The sequence below is a fragment of the Candidatus Poriferisocius sp. genome, from assembly GCF_965219775.1.
Classification (GTDB): Bacteria; Actinomycetota; Acidimicrobiia; order Acidimicrobiales; family Bin134; genus Poriferisocius.
On sequence record NZ_OZ244793.1, the window covers coordinates 2,442,784 to 2,454,862 of the forward strand.

10 protein-coding genes are annotated in these 12,079 nt (G+C 70.3%); 3 read left to right on the forward strand and 7 right to left on the reverse strand.

Annotated features, from left to right (window positions below):
* Positions 1-12: 12 nt before the first annotated feature.
* From selB to ACOQPQ_RS11040, 4 genes are read right to left on the reverse strand one after another with little or no spacing between them, the layout of a single operon-like run.
* On the reverse strand, positions 13-1,731 hold the full coding sequence (gene selB, locus ACOQPQ_RS11025) for a selenocysteine-specific translation elongation factor (protein WP_420639479.1): 1,719 nt from the start codon (positions 1,729-1,731) through the stop codon (positions 13-15).
* Positions 1,728-3,059, reverse strand: coding sequence for an L-seryl-tRNA(Sec) selenium transferase (gene selA / locus ACOQPQ_RS11030; RefSeq protein ID WP_420639480.1), 1,332 nt, complete (start codon positions 3,057-3,059; stop codon positions 1,728-1,730). The genes selB and selA overlap by 4 nt, the downstream gene beginning before the upstream one ends.
* A gap of 33 nt (positions 3,060-3,092) precedes the next feature.
* The gene (locus ACOQPQ_RS11035) at positions 3,093-3,521 is read right to left on the reverse strand and encodes an FxsA family protein (RefSeq protein WP_420639481.1); all 429 of its coding nucleotides are present in this window, start codon (positions 3,519-3,521) and stop codon (positions 3,093-3,095) included.
* A gap of 50 nt (positions 3,522-3,571) precedes the next feature.
* Positions 3,572-4,798, reverse strand: coding sequence for an Mrp/NBP35 family ATP-binding protein (locus ACOQPQ_RS11040; RefSeq protein ID WP_420639482.1), 1,227 nt, complete (start codon positions 4,796-4,798; stop codon positions 3,572-3,574).
* 139 nt (positions 4,799-4,937) lie between these two features.
* Between ACOQPQ_RS11040 and ACOQPQ_RS11045 the strand changes: the two genes are divergently transcribed.
* Complete coding sequence (locus tag ACOQPQ_RS11045; protein ID WP_420639483.1) at positions 4,938-5,264, forward strand: HesB/IscA family protein; 327 nt, start codon at positions 4,938-4,940, stop codon at positions 5,262-5,264.
* A gap of 116 nt (positions 5,265-5,380) precedes the next feature.
* Complete coding sequence (locus tag ACOQPQ_RS11050) at positions 5,381-6,907, forward strand: 2Fe-2S iron-sulfur cluster-binding protein (RefSeq protein WP_420639484.1); 1,527 nt, start codon at positions 5,381-5,383, stop codon at positions 6,905-6,907.
* On the opposite strand, the gene ACOQPQ_RS11055 is transcribed toward ACOQPQ_RS11050, so the two are convergent.
* A complete protein-coding gene (locus ACOQPQ_RS11055) occupies positions 6,877-9,588 on the reverse strand; it encodes a bifunctional [glutamine synthetase] adenylyltransferase/[glutamine synthetase]-adenylyl-L-tyrosine phosphorylase (protein ID WP_420639485.1) in 2,712 nt (903 codons plus the stop codon). The two genes, ACOQPQ_RS11050 and ACOQPQ_RS11055, sit on opposite strands and share 31 nt — an antisense overlap.
* Before the next feature lie 25 nt (positions 9,589-9,613).
* On the opposite strand from ACOQPQ_RS11055, the gene ACOQPQ_RS11060 reads away from it, so the two are divergent.
* Positions 9,614-9,961, forward strand: coding sequence for a RidA family protein (locus tag ACOQPQ_RS11060; RefSeq protein ID WP_420639486.1), 348 nt, complete (start codon positions 9,614-9,616; stop codon positions 9,959-9,961).
* 4 nt (positions 9,962-9,965) lie between these two features.
* Here ACOQPQ_RS11060 and ACOQPQ_RS11065 read toward each other — a convergent pair whose 3' ends face one another.
* Positions 9,966-10,631: a response regulator transcription factor gene (locus ACOQPQ_RS11065; RefSeq protein ID WP_420639487.1), complete on the reverse strand. Its 666-nt coding sequence runs from the start codon at positions 10,629-10,631 to the stop codon at positions 9,966-9,968.
* 4 nt (positions 10,632-10,635) lie between these two features.
* Positions 10,636-11,970, reverse strand: a complete 1,335-nt coding sequence (gene glnA / locus ACOQPQ_RS11070) for a type I glutamate--ammonia ligase (RefSeq protein ID WP_420639488.1) — start codon at positions 11,968-11,970, stop codon at positions 10,636-10,638.
* Positions 11,971-12,079 lie beyond the last annotated feature (109 nt).

Sequence of the window (12,079 nt, forward strand, 5' to 3'; positions counted from 1 at the left end):
CTGCGTCCCCCACTACAGCCGGGGGCCGGCGATGCGCAGGTCACCTCTTCGTCGGGTCACGCCGTTGCCGTCCAACCAGGCCAACAGCGGCAGCGCGTACTTCCGGGTGGTCTGCAGGCGCTCCCGTACCTCGGCCACGGTCACCCCGTCGGGCTGGGCGGCCAGCATCTCGGCCAGCACCGAGCGGGCCGATTCCAACGCGGCCACCGCGAAGAACACCCCGTCCTGTTCGACGACCAACCCCCGCTTCACCAGTTCCCGAACCTCTTGGCGGCTCACCCCGGCCGCTTCGGGATCGGGCGGGGTGAACGGCGACGCCTCCAGGGCGGCGGTGTAACGGTGGTCGTCGAACGGATCCGACCGGCCCCGGGGCCGGGCCCGACCACCCTCGACGGTCACGTCGTCCAAGAGTCCCATCACCGCCCGTTCCCGCTCGTCGAGGCCGGCCAGATCCAGCCCCAGAGGGCCGGCCTCCTCCACCGCCCGGCGGATTCGGCTTCGGGTCCGTTCCAGGGCCGGGGGACTCACCACCCAAGGCCCGACATCGGGCTCCCGCCGATGTCCGGTGAGCAGGGCCAGCCGCTCGGCCTCCACCCACTCCCGCTCGGCGATCACCCGGTCGACCGATCCGTCGGGGCGGGCTCGGGATGCGGGGAGCACCGGGTCCACGTCGAGAACGGTGCCGCCCCCGATGGTCTCGGCCCGGCCGCTCTCGCGCACCACGAACCGGTCTCCCGGCAACAGCGGCAACCGGCGGGGGAGATGGAGGCGCACCAGGCCGGTCTCGCCCGGCGACAGCGTCTCGGGGCCGAGGATGCGCATGCGGGCGGGCAGCTCGCCGGTACCGGCATGGATGGCATGGGCCCCCCGGCGGGACACCTCGTGATCCAAGGTGGCCAACACGCTGAGGGAGGCGTCGAAGCGGTTGGTGAGATGCCATTGCCCGGCCCGGATGAGCACGTCGCCTCGGGCCACCTCCTGGTGGCCGACGCCCGACAGGTTGACCGCCACCCGGTTGCCCGGCCCGATCTTGGTGCGGGTGTCGTGGTGGCTCTGCAGGGCCCGGACCCGGACCGCCGCCCCCCGACCGTGGAGTTCCAACTCGTCGTCCACCCGAATCTGGCCGCCACCCAGGGTGCCGGTGACCACCGTGCCCGCTCCCCGGGCGGCGAAGGCCCGGTCGACCCAGAGCCGGGGTCGGCGGTGGTCGGCCGCCGGGGGGGTCCGATCCACCAGGTTGTCCAGTTCGGTCCGCAGTTCCTCCAGACCCCGACCGTCGATCACATCGGTGTCCACCACCGGTGCTTCGGCCAAGAAGGTTTGCTCCACCCGCTCCTCCACCTCCAGGCGGGCCAGCTCGGCGATGTCGGCATCGCACAGGCCCACCTTGGTCAGCGCCACCACCCCGTGGGACACCCCCAGCAGTTCCAGGATCCGCAGGTGCTCCTCCGACTGCGGCATCCACCCCTCGGTGGCGGCCACCACGAACAGACAGGCGTCCACCGCCCCGACTCCGGCCAGCATGTTGCGGATGAACCGCTCGTGACCGGGCACGTCGATGATCGACACCGCTCGCCCCGAAGGCAGCCGGGCCAAGCCGAAGCCCAGGTCGATGGTCAGGCCTCGGGCCTTCTCCTCGGCGAATCGATCAGGGTCCACCCCGGTGAGCGCCTCCACCAGGGTGGACTTGCCGTGGTCCACATGGCCGGCGGTGGAGATGGTGATGCTCATCGCAGCGCCGAAAGAGCGACGATCAGATGGCGGTCGTCGGCGGGGGCCACCGTTCGCAGGTCCAGCCACGTCCGGTGGTCGTTCACCCGGGCGATGACGGGCGGAGTGGCGCGGCGCAGCGCGGCGGCGTGGTCGCCGTCCAGCACCACCCCCCAGGAGTCGATCTCGACGCCGGGAAGGGTGCCGCCTCCGGGCACCGACGCCATGGCCGCGGTCTCACCCACCTGCGCCTCGGCGGCCAGGGTGCGAGCCCGCTGTTCCAGCCCGGCGGTGTCCTGCGACGCCATCCGCCAGAAGTCGATGGCCCGCCCGTCCCGCCGCAGGTAGGCCATGGCCACCTCCTGGAGGGCGTGCAGCACCAGGCCGCCCGGCCGCAACGCCCGGGCCAGGGGATGACGGGCGCACCGTTCCACCAGGTCGGCCCGGCCGGCGATGATGCCCGCCTGGGGACCGCCGAACAGCTTGTCGCCGGAGAACGTCACCAGCGCGGCCCCGTCGGCCAGGCACTGTCGGGCGGCGGGCTCGCCCGCCAGCCAGGCGGGGGGCCCGTCGTCCAGCCAGGGGCAGGCGGCGTCGATCAGGCCCGAGCCGATGTCGGCCACCACCGGAACGCCCAACGAAGCCAGGTCGCCCACGTCCACGTGCTCGGTGAACCCCACGATGCGGTAGTTGGACTGGTGGACCTTCAGGATGAGGGCGATGTCGTGGTGGGGGCGGTCCAAGGCGGCGGCAAAGTCGGACGCCCGGGTGCGGTTGGTGGTGCCCACCTCCACCAACCGGGCCCCCGACTGTTCCATCACCTCCGGCACCCGGAAGCCGCCGCCGATCTCCACCAGTTCCCCCCGCGACACCGCCGCGCCTCGGTCGGCGGCCAGCGCGGCCAGCACCAACAGCACCGCGGCGGCCCCGTTGTTCACCACGATGGCATCCTCGGCGTCGCACAGGCGGGCCAGCAGGGCCGCGGCGTGGGCGTGGCGGGAACCGCGCCGCCCCGACGACAGGTCCAACTCCAGATTGGTGTAGGAGGCGGCCAACTCGACGCCCAGCGGCGCCCGCCCCAGGTTGGTGTGCAGCAGCACCCCGGTGGCGTTCACCACCGGCTGCAGCAGCGTTCGGGCGGTGGTGAGGGCGTGGCGGCGGGCCCGATCGGCCACGTCGCTGCCATCGTCGTCGTTGCCGGCCCCAGCGGTACCGGCCACGTCATCGTCGGCTGAGCTCTCACCGATGCCCTCGGCGATGGCTGCCCGAGCGGCATCCACCAACAGGGGGTGGGGGAGACCGGTGTCGGCCAGCGACCGGGCCAGGGCGTCCACCGAAGGGGGTCTCACGCCGCCCAGCGTACGGCCCTCAGGGCCGACCGGTCATTCCTCGTCGGCCAGATCGGTGTCGTGAATGGTCCCCGGTGAGGACGGGTCGGAGCCGATATAGCGCACCCGATGGCGGAACCGGCGGATGAGGATGGGGCGGATGACCATTCTCGCCGGGGGAAACAGCAACAGCAGGCCCACTCCGTCGGTCACGAAGCCGGGGGTGAGCATCAGCGCCCCGGCCAGTAGCACCAGGGCGCCGTCCACCAGCTCCCGCCCCGGCATCTGACCGCCCTGCAGCCTGGATCGGACCCGCCAGAGCACCGCCAGCCCCTGCGCCTTCACCATCCAGGCCCCGACCACGCTGACCACGATCAACAAGCCGATCGTCTCCAGGGTGCCCAGGCTCCGGGCGGTCTCCACGATGACGTACAGCTCCACCAGCGGTACCGCGATGAACAACAGCACCAGCCACACCAACATGATGGCGTCCTATTGCTCGGAGGTCTTCAACACACCGGCGCCCCACACCACTAGGAGGCGGCCAGGTCCAGCTTGGCCAGGGCCTCCTCGGCGGCCTCGAAAATCCGGGCGGTGCAACCGGCCATGTCCACCGGCGGAACCTCCTCCACCAGCCGGTCGGTGATGGCTCGGAAGGCATCGGCGGCCGGCCCGGTGGTGAGGTCCAAGACCACGGGGGCCCCCTCGTCGCTGCCGGTGGCCACCGAACCGTCGATGGGCACCTGGCCCAGCAGCGGCACCCCCAGGTCGTCGGCCAACTCCTGGCCACCACCCTGGCCGAACACCTCGTAAACCTCCCCGTCGGGGGCGACAAAGGCGCTCATGTTCTCGATCACCCCGGCGATGCGGAGGTAGTTGGACCGCCCCATGGAGGCCACCCGGGCGGCCACCTTCTGGGCGCTGCGGGCCGGGGTGGTCACCACCACCATTTCGGCCTGGGGCAGCATCTTGGCAATGCCCATCTGGACGTCGCCGGTGCCCGGTGGCATATCGATCAACAGGTAGTCCACCTGGCCCCAGCGCACGTCCTCCAGAAAGTGCTGGACCGCCCGATTCAGGATGAGCCCCCGCCACATCAAGGCGGTCTCCTCCCGATCCACCAGGAACCCCATCGACACCACTTCCAGGGTGCCGTCGCCCACCGCTTTCTCCATGGGAACGATCTTCTTCTCGTCCTCGGCGCCGGCCAGGCGGCCCTCCACGCCCAGCATCCGGGGCACCGAATACCCCCAGATGTCGGCGTCCATCACCCCCACCCGCATCCCCCGCCGGGCCAACTCGGCGGCCAGATTGACCGTCACCGTGGACTTGCCCACGCCCCCCTTGCCCGACGCCACCATGACCACCTTGGTGGTGGCCGGTACCGCGGTGTCGGGCGCGTTCTGGGCCACGTTGAAACGGGCCTTGGCCATGGCGGCCGTCTTCTCCTCCTGGGTCAGTTCGCTCCAGTGGATCTTCACCTTCTCCACGCCGGGCAGCCCTCCCACCCGGCTGCGGACCTCCCGCTGAATCTGGGCCCGCAGAGGACAGCCGGAGGTGGTGAGGGCCACGGTCACCTCCACCAGTCCGTCGTCGTTCACCACCGCGCCCCGGGCCATGCCCAACTCCACGATGTCGGTGCCCAGTTCGGGGTCGATCACCCCGCGAAGCACCCCCATCACATCGTCTGTGGTGGGTCGGGCCGAGGCCGATTCCCCGTCGGCCGTCGAAGGTCGGGCCGGGGCCGTCTCATTGGTCACAAGTCAAGATGCTACCGCCTGGGGGCGGGGGTCACTACGGGGCGGCGGGGGGCGGCGGGTTCGGGTGTGTGGGCTGGGGTGTCCTGCCGTTAGACTGAGGGCGGTTTCATCCGGCTATCACACGAGCAGGGAGAGTTCCGTGATCACACTGACTGATGCGGCCACCAGTAAAGTAGGGGATCTGGTGCGCCAGGAGCAGGCTGACGACGAGGAGTTGGCCCTGCGGGTGGCGGTGCGGCCCGGCGGATGTTCCGGCTTCAGCTACGAGATGTACTTCGACGCCGACGTCGGCACCGAGGACCGCCAGGTCGCCTTCGGCGAAGTGAAGGTGGTGGTGGACTCCTCGAGCGCCGCCCTGCTGGAGGGCGCGGTGCTCGACTACAAGGACGGCCTGACCGACGCCGGATTCTCCATCACCAACCCCAACGCCGAGCGCACGTGCGGCTGCGGCCAGAGCTTTAGCTGAACGCCGACCCCGCCCCTTCGGGCACCGCCCCGCCTCCACCGGAGGCCGCCCGTTTGGAATCAACCTCCGATTTGTCCCCGGACGCGAGTTTGTCGTTCACCGTGGATGGTCGGGCCGTGACCGTTCCCGACGACGGCGCCTCGCTGATGGAGGTGCTGCGCGACCGGCTGGGCATCCGTTCGGTCAAAGACGGGTGCAGTCCTCAGGGCCAATGCGGCTGCTGCACCGTGTGGGTGGACAAAAAGCCCCGGGTGTCGTGTGTCACCCCCGCTCGGCGGGTTGCGGGCCGGGCGATCACCACTCTGGCCGGATTGCCGGAGCCCGTTCGCACCGCCTGGGGGGATGCCTTTACCGCCTCCGGGGCCAGCCAGTGCGGCTTCTGCACGCCGGGCATCATCATGCGCCTGGCCGCCGTGTCGGAACGGTCGACCGCTGACCGGGCCCGGTCCCCGGTGGGCTCGGCCCTGGCCGCGCACCTGTGCCGCTGCACCGGTTGGCAAACCATCGTGGAGGCCGCTGATTGCCTTGGCCGGCCTGGTCCCCCCCGGGACTGGGGGGCGGCCGCCCGGCGGGCCGAGATCGAAGGGGGCGCGCCCCAAGCGGTGGGTTCCGCGGTGGCGTTGGGCCGAGGCGGCTTTGCCGACGACACCGCCCCCGAGGGGGCCCTGGTGGCGCTGTCCGACGGGCGCGGCGGCTGGGCGGTGGGAGAAACGGTCAGTGAGGCTCGGGCCGCCGCCGGGCGGGTGCAGGGCCGACGCACGCCGGTGGCCGCCGCCCCGCCGCTGGAGTTTCCCGAGGGGGAGTGGGCGGTGCGGCTACGCACCTCGTGGGTGGAACCGGCCTACCTGGAGACCGACGCCTCGTGGTGCGTACCCGGTGGCGAGCCTGCCGGCCCGCTGGCCAACGGAGGGGCGTTCGGCGCCAAGGTCACCTCGCCCTTGCCCGGCGTGGCCCGACGGCTGGCCGATGAGCACGGTCGAACAGTGCGGGTGTTGTGGTCCCGCGAGGACGTTGTGCGCCATGGTCCCAAACGGCCGCCGGTGGCCATCGGCATCGCTGCCGACGGCCACGGCGTGATCCGGGTGGCCCGCACACCCGGGGTGGCCGAGGCCATCGGCCGAGTGGCCCCCGGCCTCGTCGTCCAGGAGGTGGATGTGGCCGGCCCTCCGACCTCGGTGTCGATCCGGGGGGCCGGTTGGGTGGAGGCCGTGGTGGCCCTGAGCGCGCTGGGCGACGACACGCAGCCGGTGACCGCGCCCGGCGGGGGCTCGGCGGTGGCCCGGTGGGGACCGGACGGTCTGGGCGTTCAGGTGTGGTGCGGTGACCCGCTCGACGACATCGTGGTGCGGTCCTACTGCATCGGCGCCGCCCACATGGCCTACGGCTGGGTGACCTCCGAAGCGCTCTCGGTCGATCTCGACGGCGAGATCGGCGATCTGACCATCCGGTCGTTCGGCGTGGTACCCGCCTCCCGGATGCCCCCGGTGACCGTGGCCATCCAGCCGTCCGATGGGCCGCCGGTGAACGGGTCCGATGCAGTGTTCGCCGCGGTGGCCGCGGCCACCTGGCGGGCGGCCGGGCACTGCCCCCAGTGGCCCACCGGCCCCATCGATCAGCTCGAGGCGTTGTCGGGAAGGTCGTAGAACAGCCGGTCGGTCACCTCCCGCACGGCCTGGCTGATGTCCCGGTAGTCAGCCTCCAGGTCCCTGTTGGTGGGATACCCGAGTCGTCGGGCCAACAGCAGCTCCTCGTGGTCGTCGTCGGGGAAGACGTCGGAGGACAGACCGGACAAGTGATACCGGGCGTTGCGGAACCGCTGGCAGAAGCGGTAGCCCACGTCCAGGGTGGCCCGGTCGCCGATATCCAGCAACTGGTGCTCGGCCAGCCCGGCCAGGGCCCCCAGGGTGCGATTGTCCTGGACGGCGGTGCGGCCGAACCCGTGTTGCAGTTGGAGGAGCTGCACGGTGAACTCGATGTCGCTCAGGCCGCCCGCACCCAGCTTCACGTCGCGGGCCTTTCCCCCGGTGCCCAACCGCTCGGCTTCGATCCGGCGCTTCATGGCCCGAATCTCCTCCACGTCGGTGGCGCCGAAATCAGGTTGGTAACACCACTGGTCGGCCAGCTCCAGGAATCGCCGACCCACGTCGGGGTCCCCGGCCACGAACCGCCGCTTGAGCAGCGCCTGGCGCTCCCAGAGTTGGCCCCGCTCGGCGTAGTACCGCTGGTAGCCCTCCAGCGAGCGGGCCAGTTGACCGTTCTCGCCCTCGGGGCGCAGGCGGGCGTCGATCTCCCAGGCTCGGCCCTCCGCGGTCTGAGCGCCGATCTCCCGGAGCAGGCCGCGGGCCGTGCGATTGGCGGCCCGGGCCTCATCGGCGGTGGCACCCTCGTACACGAAGATCACGTCCAGGTCGGAGGCGTAGGAGAGGTCGAAGCCGCCGTAACGCCCCAGGCCGATCACCGCAAAGGGCACCTCGGGAGCCAACGAGCCCACCGCGGCGGCCACGGCCGCGTCGGCGATGTTGGTCAACTCCTCGGGGATCTCGATGATCGAGGCCATGCCCAGGATGTCCCGGGACGCCACCCGGAGCTGCTCGCGCCGCACGAACCGGCGCAGTTCGGCCATCTGCACGTCACGGTCGTCCCGGTTGGATTCCACCGCCTCGCCGGCCTCGGCGGCCAGCTCCTCGGCCGATCGGGCTCCGGCCAGCTCCTCGGGGTCCATCAGCGAACGGGCGAACTCGGGGTGATGCCGCATCCACCCGGCGGCCACCCGACTGGAACCCAGCAGACGGGCGATGTCGCTGATGGCGATGGGGGAATCCCGCATCACCGGCAGGATGGCCCCGGTGCGGAAGGCGCCGTCCAGCAGCCAGGCCAGACGCACCAGCCCCAGGTCGGGGTCGGGCGTGGTGGCCAGCGCCTCCACCATGATCACCAGCACCTGCTGCATCACGTTGGCCCGACGACCGAGGTTGTCGGTGAGGCGTTCGATGGTGGCCGCCGCCCGCTCGGGGTCGGCAAAGCCGAGCTGGCCGAGGTGATCGGGGAGCAGCTCGCCCACCAGTCCGGTCTCGTGCATCCGGTCGAGCGTCTGGCGGTAGAAGATCCGCTGGTGGATCTCCCGCACCGAGGCCAGGTGACGGTCGTGGGAGGCCTGGAACGCCTCCAGCGAGTCGAAACCGGTGGCCCGGGCCACCCACTGGCGGTCGTCGTCGCCGGTGGGCAGCTCATGGGTCTGGCGTTCGTCACGGAGCTGCAGTCGGTGTTCCACCGTACGGAGGTGGATGTAGGCGGTGGTGAAGTGGATGGCGTCGGCCTGGTCGATGTACTCACCCCAACTGAGCTGGCGCAGGGCGGTGAGGGTGTTGGGCGAGCGGATGGAGGAATCGTTGCGTCCATGGACCAACTGCAGGAGTTGCACGGTGAACTCGATGTCGCGGAGCCCTCCCGGCCCCTTCTTGATCTCCCGGTCGCCCTTCAGCTTGGCCGACTCCTCCACTCGCAGCTTCAGGGCTCGCAGGTGGGGCACGGTGTCGGCCTCCAGGTTCTCTCCCCACACGCCGGGGTTGATGGCGTCGAAGAAGGCGTTGGCCAGTTGTTGTTCACCGGCCGACAGTCGCGTCTTGATGTAGGCCTGGCGCTCCCAGGGCACCGCCCAGCGGTCGAAGTAGCTGCCGAAGGCTTCGGGGGTGCGGCTGAGGGCTCCGGCGCCGCCCTCGGGTCGCAGCTCGATGTCCACCCGGTACACCGCCCCCTCGGCGGTGAACGCGGTGAGGATCTCCAGCACCCGGCGGGCCCGACGGGCGGCGGCCGCGGAGTCGCCCTCGTGGACGAACACGATGTCCACGTCGCTGGCGTAGTTCAGCTCGCCGCCCCCGAGCTTGCCCATGCCGATGACGGCCAGGGGCGGACCGTCGTCGGCGATGGCCAAGGCCCGGGCCAAGCAGGCGTCGGCCAGCACCGAGAGTTCCCGGCCCACGGTGGCCAGGTCGGCTTCGCCCAACAGGTCCCGCAGGGCGATGCGCAGGAGTTGGCGGCGCTTCCATCGGCGCAGGCCGTCGAGGGCATCATCGTCGTCGGGGGCCACCAGCGTGGTCTTCTCGGCGGCGAAGTCGGCGGGGGAGTCCACCACGTCCAGGAGGCTGGGGTCGCGACGCACCGCCTTGGTCATGCTCCGGGAGGCACCGGCCAAAACGGCGGCGGCCCGGGCCCGGCGGTCGTCGGTGATGCCCAGGTCACCGATGAGGGCGCGGGCGTCGTCGGGCCATGGCGACGAGGCGATCAGCTCATCGATCTCCGGGTGGTGTTGGTCGTGGTCCTTCATGGTCCCCCTTCTATGATCCCATCGTATGAGCACGCCGGTTGGTCCGTACGCCCCCATCGTTCGCGCCGGGGGATTTCTCATCTGCTCCGGTCAGATCGGGATTGCCGACGGGGCGCTGGTCCCCGGCGGGGTGATAGCGCAATTCCGTCAGGCGATGGCTAACGCCGAGGCGGTGCTGGCCACTGAAGGAGCCACCTTGGCCGACGTGGTGAAGGCCACCGTGTTCCTGGTCCACATGGATGATTTCGGGGCCATGAACGAGGCCTACGTCGAGACCTTCGGCGGCCACCGCCCGGCTCGTTCCGCGGTGGGGGTGGCCGCCCTCCCGCTCGGTGCCCTGGTGGAGATCGAGCTCTGGGCCCACCGGGACTGACGGTCTACCGCTCCCAGCGGGACAGTCCGAAGCGGTAACCCACCGACCGGACGGTGGTGATGAGCCCGGCGTGCTCCTCGCCCAGTTTGGCCCGCAGCCGGCGCACGTGGACGTCCACCGTACGGGCCCCGCCGAAATAGTCGTAGCCCCACACCCGGCTGAGCAGGGTCTCGCGGGTGAACACCTTCCCCGGCGAGGCGGCCAGGAACTTCAGCAGTTCGTACTCCATGAAGGTGAGGTCCAGCGGTCTGCCGGCAATGGAGGCCTGGTAGGTCTCGGTGTTGACCAGCAGCGGCCCGTACTCGATGAGTTCATGACGCAGCACCGTGCCCGACCGCCACACCAGGTGAGCCAACCGGGCTTCCAGTTCCCGCTGGTGGAAGGGCGTGAGGCAGAAATCGGCGTAGAGGTCGTCGCGCATTTCCAGCTCGTCCAGGTGAGCCCCCGACACCAACAACAGCACCGGAACGTCGCCGCCCTGGCGGTGCAGGGCCCGACAGAAGCCGAAGGCATCCTCGGGACGGTTGTCCACGGCCACCACCGCTCCCAGCCACTGGCCGTCCACCTCCTGGGGTCGGGAAACGGCCTTCCAGGTGTAGCCCCCCAGGTCGAGCGTGCGTACCAGCTCGGGCGGTGGGGGATCGGGATACACCAACAGTGACTCGTTCACCGGGTCACCAGGTGTTCAGGTAGCGACGCAGCTCGAAGGGGGTGACCTCCCGGCGGTACTCGGAGAACTCGGCCCGCTTGTTGCGCAGGAACCACTCGTGGAGGTGCTCACCCAACACCTCGGCCATCAAGGGCGACTCTTCCAGCACGTCCAGGGCCTCCCACAGTGACATGGGCAGTTCCTCGAAGCCCCGGGCCCGTCCTTGACCTCGGGTGATGGTGTAGAGGTCGGTGTCGGCCTCGGGGGGCAACTCGTAGCCCTCCTGCACGCCCTTGAGTCCGGCGGCCAACACCGCCGAGAAGGCCAGGTAGGGGTTGGCGGCCGAGTCCAGTGCCCGATACTCCAACCGGGTGGCCGTCTCCTTGCCCGGCTTGACCACCGGCACCCGGACCAGCGCGGAGCGATTGTTGCGGGCCCAGGACACGAAGGTGGGGGCCTCGTCGCCGGTCACCAGCCGCTTGTAGCTGTTGACCAGTTGATTGGTCACCGCGGTGATCTCCCGGGCGTGACGCAGAAGGCCGGCCATGAAAGACCTGGCCGTCGCCGACAGCCCGTAGGTGTCCCCGGCGTCGCGAAATGCGTTGACGTCATTGCGGAACAGCGACAGGTGGGTGTGCATGCCCGAACCTTGGGCGTCGTTCAGGGGCTTGGGCATGAAGGTGGCGTGGACACTGCGGTCCAGAGCCAGCTTGCGGACCACCAGCCGCAGCGTCATGACGTTGTCGGCCATTTCCAGCGCCTCGGTGTAGCGCAGGTCGATCTCGTGTTGGCTGGGGCTGTCCTCGTGGAAGGAGTACTCCACCGGGATGCCCATGGCCTCCAGCATGGTGATGGTGTGCTTGCGCAAGGGGCTGGCCACGTCGGCGGTGGTCAGGTCGAAGTAGGAGGCGTTGTCCAACGGCTGTGGGGCTTGTTCCGGGTCGCCGTTGTGGAAGTAGAAGAACTCCACTTCGGGGGCCGTGTAGAAGGTGTAGCCCATGTCGGCGGCCTTGGCCAGAGTGCGTCGCAACACCCACCGAGGGTCGCCGGCGAAGGGCGTGCCGTCGGGGTTGCGGATGTCGCAGAACACCCGGCCCGAGGGCTCGGTGGGATCGGCCCAGGGCAAAAGCTCGAAGGTGGCCGCGTCGGGCACGGCCAGCACATCGCTCTCCTGCACCCGGGAGAACCCGTCGATGGCGGACCCGTCGAACTGCAACCCCTCCTCGAAGGCGTCGGCCAGCTCCGCCGGGGAGATGGCCACCGACTTGAGTTGACCCAGCACATCGGTGAACCAGAGGCGGATGAGCCGCACCCCGCGCTCCTCCACCGTCCGCAGCACGTAGTCCTTTTGTCGTTCCATGGCCGATGCTCAGCGTGGCTTCATCGAGTGGGCGTACCCGTCCATAGTCGTCAACAGCGTGCCTCGCGGTCGCTGACGTGCGCCAGCCGATGGCCGGCATTCACAAACC

Bases quoted from the DNA above. Each gene is read 5' to 3' on its own strand.
- selB (WP_420639479.1), bottom strand. From the start codon at position 1,731: ATGAGCATCACCATCTCCACCGCCGGCCATGTGGACCACGGCAAGTCC.
- ACOQPQ_RS11035 (WP_420639481.1), bottom strand. From the start codon at position 3,521: ATGTTGGTGTGGCTGGTGCTGTTGTTCATCGCGGTACCGCTGGTGGAG.
- ACOQPQ_RS11055 (WP_420639485.1), bottom strand. From the start codon at position 9,588: ATGAAGGACCACGACCAACACCACCCGGAGATCGATGAGCTGATCGCC.
- ACOQPQ_RS11060 (WP_420639486.1), top strand. From the start codon at position 9,614: ATGAGCACGCCGGTTGGTCCGTACGCCCCCATCGTTCGCGCCGGGGGA.
- glnA (WP_420639488.1), bottom strand. From the start codon at position 11,970: ATGGAACGACAAAAGGACTACGTGCTGCGGACGGTGGAGGAGCGCGGG.